Annotated in this window: 17 protein-coding genes; 8 read left to right on the top strand and 9 right to left on the bottom strand. The window is 70.8% G+C overall.

All coding sequences use genetic code 11. The features are described 5' to 3' along the window. The first annotated feature begins 12 nt into the window (after positions 1 to 12). Positions 13 to 1,716 carry a winged helix-turn-helix domain-containing protein gene (locus DFQ59_RS15315; RefSeq protein WP_114280596.1) on the top strand — a complete coding sequence of 568 codons (1,704 nt, stop codon included), beginning with the start codon at positions 13 to 15 and terminating at the stop codon, positions 1,714 to 1,716. 265 nt (positions 1,717 to 1,981) lie between these two features. Next, the gene (locus DFQ59_RS15325) at positions 1,982 to 2,182 is read left to right on the top strand and encodes a hypothetical protein (RefSeq protein WP_147275270.1); all 201 of its coding nucleotides are present in this window, start codon (positions 1,982 to 1,984) and stop codon (positions 2,180 to 2,182) included. A gap of 64 nt (positions 2,183 to 2,246) precedes the next feature. Here the strand turns inward: DFQ59_RS15325 and DFQ59_RS15330 are convergent, their stop codons facing one another. From DFQ59_RS15330 to DFQ59_RS15345, 4 genes are all read right to left on the bottom strand, one after another. Next, complete coding sequence (locus tag DFQ59_RS15330; RefSeq protein WP_114280598.1) at positions 2,247 to 2,714, bottom strand: cupredoxin domain-containing protein; 468 nt, start codon at positions 2,712 to 2,714, stop codon at positions 2,247 to 2,249. Between the two features lie 19 nt (positions 2,715 to 2,733). Continuing rightward, positions 2,734 to 4,044, bottom strand: a complete 1,311-nt coding sequence (locus DFQ59_RS15335; protein WP_114280599.1) for a multicopper oxidase family protein — start codon at positions 4,042 to 4,044, stop codon at positions 2,734 to 2,736. Between the two features lie 20 nt (positions 4,045 to 4,064). After that, on the bottom strand, positions 4,065 to 5,342 hold the full coding sequence (locus DFQ59_RS15340) for a TolC family protein (RefSeq protein WP_114280600.1): 1,278 nt from the start codon (positions 5,340 to 5,342) through the stop codon (positions 4,065 to 4,067). A gap of 68 nt (positions 5,343 to 5,410) precedes the next feature. After that, positions 5,411 to 5,767 (bottom strand): hypothetical protein, encoded by a 357-nt coding sequence (locus DFQ59_RS15345; RefSeq protein ID WP_114280601.1) that lies wholly within the window; start codon positions 5,765 to 5,767, stop codon positions 5,411 to 5,413. Between the two features lie 167 nt (positions 5,768 to 5,934). Between DFQ59_RS15345 and DFQ59_RS15350 the strand changes: the two genes are divergently transcribed. Continuing rightward, positions 5,935 to 6,945, top strand: coding sequence for a prolipoprotein diacylglyceryl transferase (locus DFQ59_RS15350; RefSeq protein WP_114280602.1), 1,011 nt, complete (start codon positions 5,935 to 5,937; stop codon positions 6,943 to 6,945). Between the two features lie 21 nt (positions 6,946 to 6,966). Here the strand turns inward: DFQ59_RS15350 and DFQ59_RS15355 are convergent, their stop codons facing one another. The 4 genes from DFQ59_RS15355 to DFQ59_RS15370 form a co-directional block, all read right to left on the bottom strand. After that, positions 6,967 to 8,574 carry a sigma 54-interacting transcriptional regulator gene (locus tag DFQ59_RS15355; RefSeq protein WP_114280603.1) on the bottom strand — a complete coding sequence of 536 codons (1,608 nt, stop codon included), beginning with the start codon at positions 8,572 to 8,574 and terminating at the stop codon, positions 6,967 to 6,969. Between the two features lie 185 nt (positions 8,575 to 8,759). Then, positions 8,760 to 9,182 (bottom strand): MerC domain-containing protein, encoded by a 423-nt coding sequence (locus DFQ59_RS15360; protein ID WP_114280604.1) that lies wholly within the window; start codon positions 9,180 to 9,182, stop codon positions 8,760 to 8,762. A gap of 44 nt (positions 9,183 to 9,226) precedes the next feature. Continuing rightward, entirely contained in the window at positions 9,227 to 9,442 is a 216-nt protein-coding gene (locus DFQ59_RS15365) for an FmdB family zinc ribbon protein (RefSeq protein ID WP_114280605.1), read from the bottom strand. 88 nt (positions 9,443 to 9,530) lie between these two features. After that, a complete protein-coding gene (locus DFQ59_RS15370; RefSeq protein ID WP_114280606.1) occupies positions 9,531 to 10,184 on the bottom strand; it encodes a beta-class carbonic anhydrase in 654 nt (217 codons plus the stop codon). Positions 10,185 to 10,587: 403 nt separating this feature from the next. On the opposite strand from DFQ59_RS15370, the gene DFQ59_RS15375 reads away from it, so the two are divergent. From DFQ59_RS15375 to DFQ59_RS15385, 3 genes are all read left to right on the top strand, one after another. Beyond that, positions 10,588 to 12,051: a sensor domain-containing diguanylate cyclase gene (locus DFQ59_RS15375; RefSeq protein WP_114280607.1), complete on the top strand. Its 1,464-nt coding sequence runs from the start codon at positions 10,588 to 10,590 to the stop codon at positions 12,049 to 12,051. Between the two features lie 426 nt (positions 12,052 to 12,477). Next, positions 12,478 to 13,680, top strand: a complete 1,203-nt coding sequence (locus DFQ59_RS15380) for a Bcr/CflA family multidrug efflux MFS transporter (protein ID WP_114280608.1) — start codon at positions 12,478 to 12,480, stop codon at positions 13,678 to 13,680. Between the two features lie 41 nt (positions 13,681 to 13,721). Continuing rightward, positions 13,722 to 14,576, top strand: coding sequence for an ATPase (locus tag DFQ59_RS15385; protein WP_114280609.1), 855 nt, complete (start codon positions 13,722 to 13,724; stop codon positions 14,574 to 14,576). Positions 14,577 to 14,661: 85 nt separating this feature from the next. Here the strand turns inward: DFQ59_RS15385 and DFQ59_RS15390 are convergent, their stop codons facing one another. Then, positions 14,662 to 14,964 carry a DUF4242 domain-containing protein gene (locus DFQ59_RS15390; RefSeq protein WP_114280610.1) on the bottom strand — a complete coding sequence of 101 codons (303 nt, stop codon included), beginning with the start codon at positions 14,962 to 14,964 and terminating at the stop codon, positions 14,662 to 14,664. Positions 14,965 to 15,234: 270 nt separating this feature from the next. Here DFQ59_RS15390 and DFQ59_RS15395 point away from each other — a divergent pair, with 270 nt between their 5' ends. Both DFQ59_RS15395 and DFQ59_RS15400 read left to right on the top strand, forming a co-directional pair. Continuing rightward, positions 15,235 to 15,675 (top strand): heavy metal-responsive transcriptional regulator, encoded by a 441-nt coding sequence (locus DFQ59_RS15395; protein WP_114280611.1) that lies wholly within the window; start codon positions 15,235 to 15,237, stop codon positions 15,673 to 15,675. Then, positions 15,672 to 18,194, top strand: a complete 2,523-nt coding sequence (locus DFQ59_RS15400) for a heavy metal translocating P-type ATPase (RefSeq protein ID WP_114280612.1) — start codon at positions 15,672 to 15,674, stop codon at positions 18,192 to 18,194. Before DFQ59_RS15395 ends, DFQ59_RS15400 begins: the two co-directional genes overlap by 4 nt. Positions 18,195 to 18,229 lie beyond the last annotated feature (35 nt).

The following is an 18,229-nucleotide window of genomic DNA, read 5'->3' on the forward strand; positions in this document are numbered from 1 at the left end:
GGAGCGATCAAAATGATCCCCAAAACGGATGTGGAACAGGATTCCCTGCGGGACGGGACCCGGATCGGCGACTGGCGGCTCTATCCGAGCCTCCATGAGATACGCCGCGACGGCGAAGTGGTCCGGCTCGAGCCCAAGGCGGTCGCCCTCCTGGTGCGGCTGGCGGAGCGGGCCGGTCGGATGGTGAGCCGGGAGGAGCTGCTGGACCGGGTCTGGCCCGGGGTGGTGGTGGGGGACGACTCCCTGACCCAGGTGGTGATCAAGCTGCGCAAGGCCCTGGGCGATCAGCCGCGCCATCCGGACTATATCCAGACCATCCCCAAGCAGGGTTACCGCCTGATCGCGGCGGTCGAGGCGCCGGCGTCCGGACCGGATGGGGCGGCGCCGGGGGCGCCCCATCCCCGCCGCGCCGGCACGGCGCTGGTCGCGGGTGGGGTGATCCTGGCCGTGCTGCTCCTCGGCTACCTCGCTCTGCCCGGGAACCGGGAGGCGGAGGTGGCGACCGGCGGCGGCGCCGATGCCGCCGGCGCGGCGAGCGCGATCGGGGAGGAGCCCCTGACCATCGCGGTGCTGCCCTTCGAGCCCCTGCGGGAGGGGGCGGAGCAAAACAACCTGGCGCGGGGCATCACCGCGGACCTGGTCACCGATCTCTCCCGGCTGTCGGGCCTGTGGGTCATCAGCACCCACTCGGTCTTCGGCCACGACGACGGGGAGGGCGCGGCGGCGGCGGCCTCGGCCCGCTACTACGTCTCCGGCAGCGTGCAGCGCACCCCCGGGCGGCTGGAGGCCCATATCCGGCTCATCGATTCGGGCAGCGGGCGCCAGCTCTGGTCGGAGCGCTTCGATCGTCCCATCGGCGATCTCTTCGACGTGCAGGCGGAGATCAGCCGCCAGGTGGTGCGGATCCTGGAGGTCAGGCTGACCCGGGCCGAGCATTGGCGGCTGGCGCAGCGCTACACCCGCAACCTCGAGGCCTACGAGCTGTTCCTGCAGGGGCAGGCGGCGCTGCTGGTGCGCCAGGAGCGGGAGAACCTCAATGCCCGCCGGCTCTACCAGCGCGCCATCGAGCTCGACCCCACCTTCGCGCGGGCCTACGCGGGGCTGGCGCTGAGCTACGTGGCGGACTACCGCAACCAGTGGGGCGAGGACGGGGAGGCCGCCCTGGCGCGGGCCTCGGAGATGGCGCAGACGGCGCTGGAGATCGACCCGGGCATTCCCGAGGTCTACTGGGTGCTGGGGTACATCGAGACCCAGCGCCGCCACCACGGGCAGGCCATCGCCCACCTGGAGACGGCGCTCGGGCTGGACCAGTCCTTCGCCGACGCCTACGCCCTGATGGGCGGCATCAACACCTACGACGGCCATCCCCATCGGACCGTGAAGCTCATCCGCCAGGCCATGCGCCTCAATCCCGAGGCCGGCTACCTCTACTTCCTGCTGCTGGGGCGGGCCTACTTCTTCATCGACGATCCCGAGCAGGCGATGATCAACCTGCGCGAGGCGCTGGCGCGCAACCCGGCCAACCTGGAGGCCCACGTCTACCTGGCGGCGGCCGCCACCGCCCGCGATGATGTGGAAACCGGGGAGTGGGAGGTGGACGAGATCCTGGCGCTGCAGCCGGGGTTCGACACGGAGGCGTGGCTGGCCACCTACCCGATGACCGATGCCGGCCAGATCCGGAAGCTGAGCGCGGCGCTGGCGTCGCTCGGGCTGTAGGCGGGACGGGTCCCGGCGCGCTCGGCGCGTTCCGCCCGGCGGTTGCATCCGCCGTCGCGCCCGATACCATCTGCGGCGGGAATCCGGCCCGCCCCATCCGGCAGCGCTTCCCCGACGCGGTGGTACAGGCGCTGCTGGAGATGCGGCGGCGGGGCTGGAGCATCGACAGGATCACCCGCAGCCCGGAGCATCCCGCGGCCGCCGAAACGGTGGCGCCGCGGGCGGCGCGGCAGGGGTTGCGGAGCGCACACGCGGGAATCGGTTCATGACTGGATTGCAGAAACTGGGCTTCATCCTCGCCGGCCTCGGCTTCCTCGCCCTGGGCGGCCTGCTCGCCTTCCTGGGCTATCGGCACGGCTCCATCGTCCTGCTGGGCATCGGGCCGCTGTTGATCCTCACCGGGGTGCTCTGGCTCGGGCTGGTGGCCCGGGCCCTGCGCCGCCGGCAGAGCGCCGGCGGCGCCTGAGCCGGAGCCATCCGGCGTCCCGGCCGCTCCCACCCCTTTGGGAGGCGGGGGCGGCCGGGCGGTGTCACTCTTCCATCGGCACCCGGCTGACCATCCCGGCGTCGTAGTGTCCGGGTATCTGGCAGGCGAGGACGATGTCGCCCTCCACCTTGCGGTCGAACCGCCAGGTCACCTCCCGGGTCTCCCCCGGCTGCAGGGTCACGGCGTTGCCCTCGCTCCCGTCGTGATGCATGTCGGGCATCTTGCGCATCATCAGGGCATGGGCGCGCTGGCTGGGGGCGTCGCCGATGGAGAACTCGTGCACCAGCGCGCCGGCGTTGGTCACGACGAAACGCAGGGTCTCCCCCGGCCGGATGGTGATCGGCTCGTGGCGGATGGCCATGGTGTCGTCGAGCGTGACCGGCACGGTCCGTTCCGCCGCGGCCGGGTCGCCGGGACTGCCGAAGGGGGTGGCGCCGTGGCCGGCATCGGCGAGGGCCGCGCCGCAGCCGAGGGCCAGTCCGAGAGCGAGGCTGAATCGTGGTTTCCGCATGGGTTGTTCTCCTTTCCTGTCACAGTTCGAGGGAGGGAATCCGGTCCTCGTCGACCGGGTGGGCGACCGTGCCGGCCGGGTGCCGGTACCAGCCGGGATCGTCGTAGCTGTCGCGCGGCAGGTCGTCGCGGACCTTGAGCACCGTGAACATGCCGCCCATCTCGATGGGGCCGAAGGGTCCCTCGCCGGTCATCATCGGCAGGGTGTTCTCGGGCAGCGGCATCATCGCCTGCATGGCGGCCATGTCCTGCATCTCCGCCATTCCCGTCTCGCCCATGGACATGTAGTGGCCGCCGGGCAGCAGGGACTGGATGAGGGGGGTGGCGTCGCCCTGGTCGACCCCCAGCAGGTTCGGCACCGCGTGTCCCATGGGGCCCATGGTGTGGTGGGACTTGTGGCAGTGGAAGGCCCAGTCGCCGGCGGCGTCGGCCACGAACTCCACGCAGCGCATCGCCCCCACCGGCACGTCCACCGTCACCTCCGGCCACTGGGCCGCGGCGGGGATCCAGCCGCCGTCGGTGCCCGTCACCCGAAAGCTGAAGCCGTGCAGGTGGATGGGGTGGTTGGTCATGGTGAGGTTGCCGATGCGGATGCGCACCCGCTCTCCGGTGCGGGCCACCAGGGGGTCGATGGCGGGGAAGACGCGCCCGTTGATGACCCAGGTGTTGAACTCGGTCATGGTGGCGGTGCGGGGCGTGTAGGTCCCGGGATCGATGTCGTAGGCGGACAGCATCAGGGCGTAGTCGCGGTCCACCCGGTGCTGCTCCGGGTCGCGGGGATGGACGATGAACAGCCCCATCATGCCCATGGCCATCTGCACCATCTCGTCGGCGTGGGGGTGGTACATGAAGGTGCCGCTCTGGCGCAGGGCGAACTCGTACACGAAGGTTTTACCCGGCGGGATCTGCGGCTGGGTGAGACCGCCCACGCCGTCCATGCCGCTGGGCAGGAACAGCCCGTGCCAGTGGACCGTGGTGTGCTCGGGCAGCCGGTTGGTGACGTAGATGCGCACCCGGTCACCCTCCACCGCCTCGATGGTGGGGCCGGGCGAGCCGCCGTTGTAGCCCCACAGGTTCGCCGCCATGCCCGGGGCCAGCTCCCGGCGCACCGGTTCGGCCACCAGGTGGAACTCCTTCACCCCGTTGTTCAGCCGCCAGGGGAGGCTGCGGCCGTTGAGGGTCACCACCGGGCGGTAGGGGCGGCCGGCGCCGGGCCGGGCTGGCGGCCGGGTCTGTTCGGCCGGGGCGGCGCCGGCGGCGTCCATCCGCCCGAGCAGGGCGATGCCCCCCAGGGCCGCGGCGCCGGTGCTGAGAAAATGTCGACGGTTCATCGGTTGCTCTCCTTGCTCGTTCAGTGCGCGTGGGTGGCCGCGGCCGGGGCGGTGGGCGTCGCGGGCTGCGCCGCGGGCGCGGCGGCGGTGGCCGGGGGCAGCAGGCCGCCCGCGGCGTGCTCCAGCCGCAGCAGGGCCACGCCGTAGTCGTGGGCGGCCGCGTGCCACGCCCGGCGCGCCTCCAGCTCCCGGCTCCGCGCCTCCAGCAGGTCGTAGGGGCCGATCAGCATGCCGTTGTAGTGCTTCAGGGCCTCGCCGGTGACCGCCGCGCGGGCGGGCAGCAGGGTGGTGCGGATGCGCTCGGCCCGGTCGTGGGCGAGCCGCAGCCGGGACAGCCCGGCAACGATCTCCTCCCCCACCTGCCGGCGCAGGCTGAACAACTCCAGCTCGGCCTCGCTGACGGCGGGCTCCTGGCGCAGGCGGTTGCCCCGGTCCAGCAGCGGCAGGCGCAGGGGCGGGTTGGGGCCCCCGCGGACGAGGGGGCGGGGCCCGGCGGCGAGCCGGAAGCGGGACTCGGCCTGGCGCGCGTCGAGCCGGTTGCGCCAGGCGTGGCCCTCCAGGTCGTCCCAGGCCGGCAGCGCCGCCGGCGGCGCCGGCAGGCCGGCGGTGCGCAGCGACTGCCCGTCGCCGGGCGACAGCCCCGCCAGGCGGGCGAGGCGGGCCCGGGCGCTCTCCAGCTCCTCCTGCACGGCATCCCGTTCGGCCTCGGCCTGCACCCGGTCGGCGGTATGGGCGGCCGCCTCCAGGGCGCTGAGGGTGCCCGCTGAGCGCTGGGCCCGGGCCAGCCGTTCCGCCGCCAGGGCGGCGTCGGCCAGCTGTCCGGCCGTTTCCCGGTCGGCCTCCAGGCGGGCCAGCCCGTACCAGGCCTCGCCCACCTCGAGCGCGGCGTCAAGCACCCGCCCGGCCAGGGCGGCGCGCTGCTCGCCGGGATGGGGCGCGGGGCTGTCCGCCGTGCCCGCGGCCAGGCCGAGGAGGTCGCGGCGCAGGTTGAACCCCGGCGGCTGCTCCAGCAGCCCGGCGCGGAGCAGGTCGGCGGGCGTCACGCCGAAGGCGCGGTAGGCGTGGAGCAGCTCCGGGCTTCCCAGCAGCGCCAGGCGCAGGGTGGCGTCGAGGGTCAGCGGCTGCGCGGCCAGCGCGGTGGTGGCCGCCCCGACGCCGGCGCCCTGGGCGCCGGCATGGATATTGGGCGGCGGGAGGGAAGACCCGGTATCCGCCGCTGCGGTGACCGCGTCGGTGGCGGTGGTGGACAGGAATGCGGCCAGGACCAGGCCGGGCGCATTCGGGATGCGTCTTGGCATCGGTTTCGACTCCGAACTGAGGGCAACGGGGTTCCGCCGTGGGCGGGACCGGTCACGGGGCAGTCGGGTCAGGCGCGGGGGGGACGCAGCAGGGCAGTGGGGGGCGGGGCGGGAGCCCGGGCCACGGTGCTGAAGAAAACCGTGGCCGTGGCCGCCGGATATCCGGATTGCGGGCCCCCGGGGAGGGTGGCGAAACAGGCGCCGCAGTGGCTGCAGTCCTGGCAGATGGGCGTGCCGTCCGCGGTCCGGTCCGTGTCCGGCGCCGGGGCGTGGAAGTCCGGGCCGCCGTGAACAACCGCGGGATCGTGCGCGCTCCGATCGGGTCCACCGTCGCCGCAGTGATCCATGCCGGCCGCCTGCAGCCATTGGAATGGTTGCAGCACCAGGACCAGCAGCAGGACGAGTTTGCGCAGCCGAACGGACACGGACCGGGCTCATGCAGGGATGATTCAGTGTTGACTGTCCCGCAGGCTTTTGGTTCCGGGAGGCGCTGCAATCACGCCGGCGCGCCGCCACTCGGGGCGGCGGGTGCCAATGGGTCCCGGTGTCCTATCCTTAGAACAGGCAGGGGATATGTGGCGGGAGTGGCGGAATGGGTCCGTACATCCACGATATCGATCCCATCATCGGCACGGTCCTGGGCGTCCACCTGTGGTGGTACGGGCTGAGCTACAGCCTCGGCTTTCTGAATGCCCACCTCTTCATCCGCCGCTACCGGGAGCGGCTCGGAATCTCCCTCCAGGCGGTCTACGGCCTCAGCCTGCTGCTGGCGGTGGGCGTGCTGCTGGGCGGACGGTTCGTGGAGGTGGTCTTCTACGAGTGGCCCTTCTACGGCGGGCGCCTGACCCTCATTCCCGCCTACTGGCTCGGCGGCATGGCCACCCACGGGCTGCTGGCCGGCGGCCTGCTGGGTATCTGGACCTTCTCCCGGATTCACGGCATCGCCTTCCTGCGCCTGACCGACGCCCTCTCCATCCCGGCGGCCTTCATCATGGGCGTGGGGCGGCTGGGCAACTTCGTCGACGGCCAGATCGTGGGCAGCGTCACCGACGTGTGGTGGGCGGTGAAGTTTCCGGATGCGGAGGGGTTCCGCCACCCGGTGGTGCTCTACGACGGGCTGAAGAACCTGCTCATCATCCCGGTGCTGATGCTGGTCTGGCGGCGGCACCTGCCGCCGGGGGTGCGCAGCGGGCTGTTCCTGTTCCTCTACGCGTTCCTGCGCATCTTCATCGACCTCTTCCGCGAGTACCCCACCACCCTGATGGGGCTGGCGACCGGGCAGGGGCTGAACATCCTGATGTCCCTGATCGGACTGGTGCTGGTGGGGGTGGGCTTCCGCATCGGCCGCGCGGAGGCGAAGGCGCCGGCCGGGCCGCCGGTCGCGGCGGGGGGCGGCGGCCTGGCCTGGCGGCGGCTGGCGTTCGTCCTGGTGCTGCTGTTTCCGCTGGTCATCCCCAGCGACTGGACCCAGGACGTGCCCGCCCGCTACGGGGCGCGCCATCCCGGGTTGACCCACTCGGCGCTCAACCCGGCCATCGACGCCATCCCCGAGGGGGCCGTCTGGGACACCTGGGACGGCCCGCAACCGCCGTCCGGGGAATGAGGCCGCCGCCGGGGGGCGGGATCACTGGCGGTTGGGGACGCCGCCGGGGCGGTTGCGGTACTGGGACGGATCGATGCCGCAGGTCTTGAGCTTGAGGTGCACCGAGCGGGGCGTGATGCCCATCTCCCGGGCCACGGCGCTGACATTGCCGCCATTGCGGAACAGGGCGTCCTTCAGCAGCCGGGTCTCGACCTCCCGGGCCGCGCGCCGCTTCTGGGTGCGCAGGGCGCCGCCGCCGGCGGCCGGGCCGTCGGCTTTCACGGCGACGTCCAGATCCTCGATGACCGACCCGCGGGCGAACAGGTAGGCCCGCTCGAGCACGTTCTCCAGTTCGCGGACGTTGCCCGGCCAGTCGTACTGCATGGCCTTGCCCCAGGCCTGCTCGCCGAGCACCTTGGGCGGCTGGCGGTACTTGCCGGCCAGCCGCCGCAGGATCAGGTTCACCAGCCCGGTGATGTCGTCCCGGCGCTCGCGCAGCGGCGGGAGGTGGATGGGGACCACGTGCAGCCGGTAGTAGAGGTCGCTGCGGAACTCGTTCGTCGCCACCATCTTCTCGATGCGGCGGTTCGAGGCGGCGATGATGCGGACGTCGGCGCGCAGGACCTGGCGCCCGCCGACCCGTTCGAACTCGCTCTCCTGCAGCACCCGCAGCAGCTTGGCCTGGGCCGGGAGGGGCAGGCTGTCGATCTCGTCCAGGAACAGGGTGCCCTGCTCGGCGCGCTCGAAGAAGCCCTGGTGGACGTTGCAGGCGCCGGTGAAGGCGCCTTTCTCATGGCCGAACAGCGCGCTCTCGATGAGCTCGTGGGGGATGGCGCCGCAGTTCACCGCGACGAACTTCCGCTCGCTGCGGTTGCTCAGCGCATGGATGGCGCGGGCGATGATCTCCTTGCCCACGCCGGTCTCGCCGCTGATGAAGACCGAGGCCTGGGTGGGGGCCACCACCTCCACGGCTTCCAGCGCCGCGCGCATCTCGGGCGACTCGGCGACGATGGCCGGCCGCGGCTGCCGGCCGTCCGGGTGGGCGCGGGCATCGGTGGGGCACCAGAGGCCCTCCATCCGGCTGGCCACGCGCACGGAGACCTCCGCGTGCTCCGATCGGGACACCAGCGCCTCGCCGTGGTTGTGGTACTCGTCGCCCCGCACTCCCGCGGCCAGCTCCGGGTCGGTGTGGATGCAGACCTCGCAGCGGTCGTCGCCGGCGGCGATGCGCCGTTTCAGCTCCACCTTGGCGTAGCCGAAGTTGCGCGCCGCGATGCCGCCGAACACCGAGGAGGTCATGCGGCACAGCTCGGGCGCCTCCCGGACCATGTCGCCGAAGGGGCAGCGGGTGGCCTCCACCCGGATGACCCGGTCCGGGCCGGAGCTGCGGGAGAAGCTGCCGCCGATGCGGTTCTTGATGTTGACGATCACATCGGCGTATTCGTCGGGGGTGATGGGGCCGACCAGGCCCAGCTCCTCCCGGGCCGCGGCCTCGAAGCAGCTGCTGGCGGTGAGGCCCAGGAATTCGATGTAGTTGAAGTGATCCTCGCAGGCGGAGCAGCCCTTCTGGTTCGCCACCTTGATGCTCTGGGTGACGAAGGTCTGTAGAAAGGAGATCGGATTCAGGTTCCCCGGGCGCCTGGTTTTCATGCCAACCCCCTGTCTCGATGTTGTCTCGGGTGGTGCTTCGCGGTACCGGCCGTCCCCGTTGTCCCGCGGGGGCCGACACCCTGGCGGGGCGCCGGGACGGGGTGTCGCCGGAGGCCGGCGGCGTGCCCGCTGCGGGACGCCGCCGGCGGAGTGACTCGCTTCAGGTCAGGGCTCGGTGCGCCGGCTCAGGAGCCGCAGCACGGTTCCTCGGCGCACACCCGGCAGCGCCTGCAGTAGTAGGCGTTGGTCAGGTGTGCGGTGATGAGCAGCACGCCTCCGGTCACGGTCAGCCCGGTTTCCAGCGCCTCGCCGGCGAACCCTTCCGGGATGAAGGCCGCAAAGGCAAGCATAGCAAAGCCCGCCAGGGCCGCCATGGCCATGCCGGGACGGTTGTGCTGACGATAGCCGGGGATGAAGGCCAGCAGCCCGACGAACATCAGCGCCGAGACGAAGCCGATGTGGGTCCCCTTCTCGGTCACGGCCAGCACCGGCAGCAGCGCCGCCAGGAAGGGGGTGGCGATGCAGTGTCCGATACACAGGAGCGAGCCGATGACTCCGACCCGGTCCCAACGCGTGCCTTGCGGCAGTTCGATTCTTGCACTATGCATGGATAACCCTCCAGGAGCGGGACGAGGGGGCCTGGACCGGCCGGTCACGGACAGCAACGGCAGCCCTTGCCGCACTGGGGCAGCGACCTGGCCGCCTGTTCCCGTCCCTGCGCCATCCCGCCGTGCACCGGGGGTGCGGAGAGCAGAACGCGGACGGCCTCGCCGCCGCAGCCGGGGCAGGGCGGCTTCGGCGCGGCCAGGGCGTGGAACGCCTCGAAGTCCCGGCCGCAGGCATGGCAGCGGTAGTCGTAGGTCGGCATGGCATGACCCCTCTTGTCTGGTAACGTGAAATTCCCACAGGCAAGTGGGGCGCCGGGGCGTTGCCGCACCCGGCGCCCGTCAGGCGCCTCAGCTCCAGCGCGGCGGCTGCTTGCCCTTCACGTTCATGGACGCGGCGGTGGCCTGGGTGACCGACCGGGTGGGCGCATTGGGATTGGGCGCCCGCAGGCGGCGGAACTCCGTCTCCCATACCCAGCCGCTGATGGTGATGTCGTCGGGGATGAGCGGGTGGTTGCGCAGCTGCTCCACGCAGCGGATGCAGGTGGCGTCCACGTCGTCCATCATGCCGATCCACTTGGCGAAGTTGCCGGGAGCGAGACTCAGCTCGGGCAGGGAGGGATCGATGGGCACGCTGTCCACGTCGATGCCCTTGCCGCGCAGGGCCGCCTCCAGGTCATTGCCGTTGGCCGAGAGCATGCCGCAGCCCGTGTGCTGGAGGACGATGATCTCCTTGGTGCCGAAGAAGTTGATGGTCAGCATGGCCGAGCGGATGGCGTCGTCGGTGACGATGCCGCCGGCGTTGCGGAACAGGTGGGCATCGCCGCCGCCGACCGGGGTATCCGCGCGGATGCCGAGCGCCTCGTCCACGGGCAGGCGCTCATCCATGCAGGCAAGTACCCACAGCCGGCGCATGTTGGGGCCATCGGCCCCGAACTGGCGCCGGATGGACCAGTCGTCGTAGCTCTTGACCCGGCTTTCGATTTCAGCCTTGAGTGTCGTCATTCTCCATCTCCTCGCATATTGTTTTATGGATGTTTCGGGCCGGTTGTGGTCGCCGGCGAAGGAGAATGGAGCAGGACCCGTGCCATAATTACAATATCATTAAAAACAATAGGATAGGATTTGCCCGATACTCCCGCCGCACCGGCCTGGTTCGCGCCGCCTGCGGCCATGACATGGAAAATATTAAATAAAACAATAAGTAATGTATTTATGAAGCCTGGGTTCGCGGTGCGAAGTCCGGCTTCGCGGTTTTCGCCTCTGCCGTGACCGGGCCGTGCCGGGCGCCGGTCGGTTGTGGACCTTCCGCCGGCAATGAAACATCATGCACCGGAGGTGCCGGTGCCGTGCCGCAGCCGACTGGGCGGGCCGGCGGGCAGTGCAAGGACAGGGAGAACTCTGAAAGATGTCGTGGGGGAAATCCGCGCTTTCGTTCCGCACGCGGCTGGTGGCCATCGTGGTCATGGTGCTGGCGGTGGGCTTCATCACCACCAGCGCCATCAGCTTCAACGTCTCCAGGGAGAGCCTGCGTGAGACCATCGTCGTAAACGAGCTGCCGCTTACCAGCAACAACATCTACTCCGACATCCAGGTGGACCTGCTGCGGCCGGTCTTCGTCTCCTCGCTGATGGCCAACGACACCTTCCTCAAGGACTGGGTGCTGGGCGGCGAGCAGGACGAGGACAGGATCCGGCGCTACCTGAACGAGATCCGGCTCAAGTACGACGCCTTCACCAGCTTCTTCGTTTCCGAGCGGACCCGCAACTACTACCACTTTTCCGGGGTGACCCAGGTGGTGGAGGAGGCGGACCCCCGCGACGCCTGGTTCTTCCGCGTCCGCGCCATGGAAACGCCCTACGAGATCAATGTCGACCACAACGCCGAGCAGGGCGACACCCTGACCATCTTCATCAACTACCGCGTGCTCGATGAGAAGGGACATTTTCTCGGCGCCGCCGGCGTGGGCCTGCAGCTGGACACGGTGGCCCGGATTCTCACCCAGTACTCCCAGAACTACCGCCGGACCATCTACTTCGTCGATGGCGCGGGGCAGATCATGCTGCGCTCCGAGGGCGCCCGCATCACCGTCGACGACATCCACCAGGCCGAGGGCATGGGCGAGGTGGCGGATCGCATCCTGGGGGCCGATCACACCTCCCTGAGCTACCGCAGCGGTGACGAGACCGTCCTGCTCAGCTCGCGCTACATCCCCGAGCTGAAATGGTGGGTGCTGGTGGAGCAGAAGGAGGCGCAGGCGACCACGGAGCTGCGCCAGAGCCTCATGGTCAACTTCCTGGTCAGCCTGGTGGTCATCGGTCTGACCATCCTGATGGTGGTCTACACGGTCAACCACTTCCAGGCCCGGCTGGAGACGCTCGCCACCACCGACAAGCTCACCGGCATCGGCAACCGCCAGGTTTTCGATATCAGCCTGGAGCAGAGCCTCAAGGTCATGCAGCGCTACGGCGAGCCCTTCTCGGTGTTCCTGTTCGACATCAACCGGTTCAAGACCATCAACGACACCTACGGCCACCTGGAGGGGGACCGGGTGCTGCGCATGGTGGCGCGGATGGGCAGCGAGACCCTGCGCGAGTCGGACCTGATCTGCCGCTGGGGCGGTGACGAGTTCATCGTCATCGCCCGCCAGTGCCGCCTCGAGGACGGTCTCCGGGTGGCGGACAAGCTGCAGCGGAGCATCGAGTCGACGCCGCTGCTGCGGGACGGCAAGGCGGTGACCATCACCGTGGGCATCACCGAGAGCCGGCCCGGGGACGATGCCGATGCCGTTCTGGCCCGGGTGGACCAGGCGTTCTACGCCGCCAAGCACGCGGCCCGGAAGGGGCAGGAATCGGTCGCGGAGCCGGGCTGAGGTCCGTCGGAGGCCATGTCCGGAGCGCCGTGGACCGCGCCCTGGAGCAGTGAGCCGCGGGTCCGGCGCGGAACAAAAAAAACGCCGCGTTCCGGGGGGAGGACCGCGGCGCCAAGGGAGGGGTCGAACAAGCGCAATGACCGGAAGGCGGAACCGCGGTGGCGACCCGGTTGGCTCCGGGATCCGAGGGGGGTGCCGCCCCGCCTTCCAGTGACCGCAAGATTGGACCGCCAATGGGCAAGCAGTGTGCATGAACCGGGGAAGTCGCCGCCGCCCGGTTGAACCGGCAGCGCGCGGGCGGGTCTTTCTGGTACGCTGTAACCGTTCCCGAACCCCGTCCCGCCCCAGCCGTCGTTCCGGGCCGGGGCATTTCAGCCTTGTTCCGTTACCGGTCCCCTGCGCCGGACGCACCCCCAAAGAGTTGCCATGGCAATCACTCCCTCCGTCCTCTTCACCCTGGGCCTGCTGGCGGGCCTGACCCCCTTCGCCATCGATCTCTACCTGCCCAGCATCCCCACCATCGCCCGGGACCTGGGCGCCTCGGTGGAGATGGCCCAGCTCAGCCTGACCGTGTACCTGGGAGTGTTCGCCGTGGGCCAGCTGTTCCTGGGGCCGGTCTCGGACGTGCTGGGGCGGCGCCGGACCATCCAGGGCGGGCTGGCGGTCTTCTTCCTCGCCAGCCTGGCCTGCGTGGCCGTGCCCTCCATGGAGTGGATGCTGGCGGCGCGCGCGGTCCAGGCCGCGGGCGGCGCGGCGGTGGCGGTCACGGTGCCGGCCCTGGTGCGGGACCTGTTCGACAAGGACGAGTATGCCCGGGTCATGGGGCTGGTGATGATTGTGATGGCCATGGCGCCGCTGGTGGCGCCGATGCTCGGCAGCGCCATCGTCGCCACCGCCCACTGGCGCTGGGTGTTCGTGGCCCTGGCGGCCATCACCACCGCGGCCGCCGTCCTGTTCCAGGCACGGGTCCCGGAGACGCTGGCCGCCGCCCGGCGCCAGCGCTTCGACCTGGGGCAGATCAGCCGCAACTACCTGCGCCTGCTGACCCACGCCGCGGGGCTGGGCTACATGCTGACCGGGGGGCTGGCCTTCGCGGGCATGATGACCTTCATCGTCTCCTCGCCCTACGTCTACATGGAGCTCTACCACGTCCCGGCGCGCTACTACGGTTTCCTCTTCTCCCTGCACATCCTGGCGGCCGTCCTGGCGGGCTTCGTCAACACCCGCATCGTGCGCCGCCTCGGGGCCGAGCGGCTGCTGCGGATCGGTCTCGGCGTGCAGGCGACGGCCGCGCTGCTGCTGCTCGGGCTGGCGCTGGGCGGGGAGCCGCCCCTGTGGGTGGTGGCCGGCGCCTCGATGCTGTTCATCGGCACCAACGGCCTGGTGCTGGGCAACTCGCTGGCCGGGTTCATGGCCTATTTCCCGCAGCTGGCGGGGACCGCCTCGGCGTTCGCGGGAACCCTGCGCTTCGGCCTGGGGGCGCTCATCGGCACCGTGGTCAGCCTGGTGCACGACGGCACCGCCGCGCCCATGCAGGTGGCGATGGGCCTGTGCGGGCTGCTCGCCGTGACGGTCTACCTGCTGCTCTGCCTGCCGGCCCAGCGGCGGCAGGCGCGCGCGGGTGCCTGATTCCCTATAATCGGACCATCCGAATCCCCGGGGGAGAGTGTGTGAAGCTGACCGTCGAAGAGTTCCGCGCCTGGCGCAACCGCAGCGTGACCCTGCTGGGCATGTCCGGGGTGGGCAAGACCCGCCTCTCGTCCCTGCTGCGGCGCCACGACTGGTTCCACTATTCGGGCGACTACCGCATCGGCACCCGCTACCTGGACGAGCCGATCCTGGACGTCATCAAGCAGCAGGCCATGCAGGTGCCGTTCCTGCGCGACCTGCTTCGCAACGACTACATCTACATCCGCAACAACATCACCGTGGACAACCTCGGCTCCGTGCTCAGCTTCGTGGGCAAGCCGGGCGACCCGGCGCGCGGCGGCCTGCCGCTGGCGGAGTTCGCCCGCCGCCAGGCCCTCTACCGCCAGGCGGAGGTGGACGCCATGCGCGACGTGCCCGAGTTCATCCGCAAGGCCCACGACATCTACGGCTACCCCCACTTCGTCAACGACGTGGGCGGCAGCCTGTGCGAGCTGGACGAGCCGGGCATCCTGGATCTGCTGGCCGAGCACACCCTGTTCCTCTACATCCGCGTCACCCCCCGCGACGAGGCGGAGCTGTTCCGCCGCGCCGAGGCCGATCCCAAGCCCCTCTACTTCCGGCCCGCCTTCATCGAGGAGGCCATCGGCGTCTACCTGGCGGAGCGGGAGCTGGATTCGGTGGCCCGGATCGAGCCCGACGACTTCATCCGCTGGGTCTTCCCGCGCCTGTTCCGCTCCCGGGTGCCCCGCTACGAGGCCATCGCCGCCGAGTACGGCTACACCGTCACCTCCGAGGAGCTGGCGCAGGTGCGCGACGAGCAGGACTTCATCGGGCTGCTGGAGACCGCCATCGCCCGCACGCCCGCGGCGGCGTGACGCCGGGGGCTGACCGCCGTCCATCGCGGCGCCGGCCGAACGGGCAGTGTCCAGGGGGGGGCGGTCTCCCGCCCCCCCTTCGCACTCAGGCCGCCCTGATCTCCCGCCCGGAGTCCTCGCGGATCACCACCGTGCTGGCCACCGGCGTGATCTCGTCGGCCGGCATTTCCGCACGGCGGGCATGCTCCCGGAGGGCCTCCTCGTTCACGGCCTGGTAGATGCAGAGCGCTCCCAGCGTGCCGTCGGCCTCTTCCAGCACGTAGGTGCGGATCCAGCGCACCTCGTCCGGCATCTCCTCGTTGCCGACCCGGGTGGCGAGGCCCGCGGTATTCTCGAGCTCCTGTGGGGTCTTCCAGGCATTGCGGCGGCGAATGATGAAAGTCTTCATGCTGGTCACCTCATTCTCGTGGTTGCCGTCGGGTCAAGTGTTCCGGGGCCGGACCGAAAGGGATATCCGTCCCCACACGCTTCCAGCCTAGGCACCGTTCGCCCCGGCGTCCCTTGCATGCACCTATCAATTCCCTAAGTTTTTCCTAAACGAGCCCGTGCCGACGGGGGGCTTGACTCTGTAGTCGACTACAGGGTTTATGCTTTTGCCGTACCTCACGAATCCATCCGCCCGTCGGCAGCCGACCTGCCGCGGGCCCGGGGAACCGACATGGACAACCTCACCATCGGCAGGCTGGCGAAACAGACCGGGCTGGGCGTGGAGACGCTGCGCTACTACGAGCGCCGCGGCCTCATCGAGCCCGAGAGCCGCACGGCCGCCGGCTACCGTCTCTTCGCGCCGGACGCACTGCGCCGGCTGCGCTTCATCCGCCGCGCCCAGGCGCTCGGCTTCTCCCTGGACGAGATCGCGGAGCTGCTGGCCCTGAGCGAGCGGCCGGCGGAGAGCGCCGCGGAGGTCAAGCGCCTCACCCAGGCGAAGATCGACGACATCGAGAACCGCATCCACGACCTGGAGCGGATGCGATCGGCGCTGCAGGCGCTGGAGGTCACCTGTCCGGGACATGCCGGCACCACCGCCGAGTGTCCCATCCTGGCCGCACTCAACGACGGCGAGCCCGGTGTGAAGGCGTCCCGGAGGGCCAGCCCATGAAGCAGATTGAAATCGGTGTGGACGGCATGACCTGCGCTTCCTGCTCGGCGCGGGTGGAGCGGGCCCTGGGCAAGCTGGAGGGGGTGGCCGAGGCCGGCGTGAACCTGGCCACCGAGCGGGCCAGCGTGCGCTTCGACGAGTCGGTCCTGAAGGTGGACGCCATCGTCGCGGCGGTGCGCGAGGTGGGCTACACGCCGGTGACCGACGAGCTGGAGATCGGTGTCGGCGGCATGACCTGCGCCAACTGCTCGGCGCGGGTGGAACGGGCCCTGAACAGGCTGCCCGGGGTCGTGGAGGCCGGCGTGAACCTGGCTACCGAGCGGGCCACGGTGCGCTTCATACCGGCGATGATCGGCCCGGACGACATCGCCCGCACCATCGAGGAGACCGGCTACGAGCCCCGCCCCCTGGATGGGGACGAGGCGGCCGAGGATCGCGAGGCGGCCGCGCGCGAGGCGAGCCGGCGGGCCATGTGGCGCGACCTGTGGGTGGCGGTGGCCCTGTCGCTGCCGGTGTTCATCCTCGCCATGGGCACCCACTTCGTGCCGGCCTTCCACCACGCCCTGACCGGGCTCGCGCCCCAGGGCGTGTGGGACTGGACCCAGGCGGTCCTGACCACGGCGGTGATCCTCGGCCCGGGGCGGCGCTTCTTCCGGCCGGGCTGGATCGCCTACCGCCACCTGTCGCCGGACATGAACAGCCTGGTGATGACCGGCACCGGCGCCGCGTGGCTCTACAGCATGGCGGTGCTGCTCCTGCCCGGCCTGTTTCCGCCCGAGGCCCGCAACATCTACTTCGAGTCCGCGGCGGTGGTGCTCACCGTCATCCTGATGGGCAAGTACCTGGAGGAGCTGGCCAAGGGCCGCACCTCGGCCGCCATCAGGAAGCTGCTGGGACTGCAGGCCAAGACCGCCCGGGTGGTCCGCGACGGCGCCGAGGAGGAGGTGCCGGTGGCGCGGGTCCGCGCGGGCGACACGGTGGTCGTGCGTCCCGGCGAGCGGGTGCCGGTGGACGGCGAAGTGCGCGAGGGCGAGAGCTACGTGGACGAGTCGATGCTCACCGGCGAGCCGGTGCCGGTGGCCAAGCGCCCGGGCGACAAGGTGGTGGGCGGCACGGTGAACCAGCACGGCCTGCTGCGGGTGGAGGCCACCCAGGTGGGCAGGGAGACGGTGCTGGCCCGGATCATCCGCCTGGTGGAGCGGGCCCAGGGCTCCAAGCTGCCCATCCAGGGGCTGGCCGACCGGGTGGTGCGGGTGTTCACGCCCGTGGTCATCGCCATCGCCACGGTCACGTTCCTGGCCTGGCTCGCCCTCGGGCCGGATCCGGCCATCACCCTGGCGCTGGTGAGCGCCGTGGCGGTGCTGGTGGTGGCCTGCCCCTGCGCCATGGGGCTCGCCACCCCCGCGGCCATCATGGTGGGCAGCGGCCGGGCCGCCGAGCTGGGCGTGCTCTACCGCAAGGGCGAGGCGCTGGAGATCCTCTCCCACGTGGACACGGTGGTGTTCGACAAGACCGGCACCCTCACCGAGGGGCGGCCGCGCCTCACCGACCTGGAGGCGGTGGATGGCGACGCCGACGCGGCGCTGCGCCTGGCCGCGGCGGTGGAGGCGGGGAGCGAGCACCCGCTGGCGGCGGCCATCGTCGAGGCGGCCCGGGAGCGGGGACTCGCGCCGGCGGCGGTGGAGGCCTTCCAGGCCATCCCCGGCTACGGCGTGAAGGCCCGGCTGGAGGGGCGGGAGGTCCTGTTCGGCGCCGCACGCTTCATGGCGCGCGAAGGTATTGACCCGGGCGCGCTCGCCGGGCGGGCCGAGGCCTTCGCCGGCGACGGCAGGACGCCCGTCTTCCTCGCCGTGGACGGGGCGGCGCTGGCGGTGCTGGCGGTGGCCGATCCCCTCAAGGCCGAGTCGGCGGCGGTGGTGGCCGCGCTCAAGGGCCAGGGACTGCGGGTGGTCATGATCACCGGGGACACCCGCCGCACCGCCGCGGCCATCGCCCGCGAGGCCGGGATCGACGAGGTCCAGGCCGAGATCCTGCCTGACGGCAAGGCCGAGGCCGTGCGGAAGCTGCAGGCCGCGGGCCGCCGGGTCGCCTTCGTGGGCGACGGCATCAACGACGCCCCGGCGCTGGCCCAGGCGGAGGTGGGCATCGCCGTGGGGTCCGGCACCGACATCGCCATCGAGGCGGCGGACGTGACCCTGACCCGCGGCGACCTGAGCGGGGTGGTCACCGCGCTGCACGTGGCCCGGCGCACCCTCGCCACCATCCGCGGCAACCTGTTCTGGGCCTTCATCTACAACATCCTGCTGATTCCGGTCGCCACGGGGATCTTCTACCCGGCCTTCGGACTGCACCTGAATCCCATGGTCGCGGGCCTGGCCATGGGGCTCTCGAGCGTGTTCGTGGTGACCAACAGTCTGCGCCTGCGACGCCTGCGCGCCACCCGGCTCGGTGGTGCGCCGGATGACGCGGCGGAGAAGCATGAAACGGCGGACCTCGGCGCGGGCCAGGCCGCCCATTGAAATCGCCTTGTGCGAACAATCAGCCACTGGAGGCA

This window comes from Thioalbus denitrificans, from assembly GCF_003337735.1.
GTDB classification, from domain to species: domain Bacteria; phylum Pseudomonadota; class Gammaproteobacteria; order DSM-26407; family DSM-26407; genus Thioalbus; species Thioalbus denitrificans.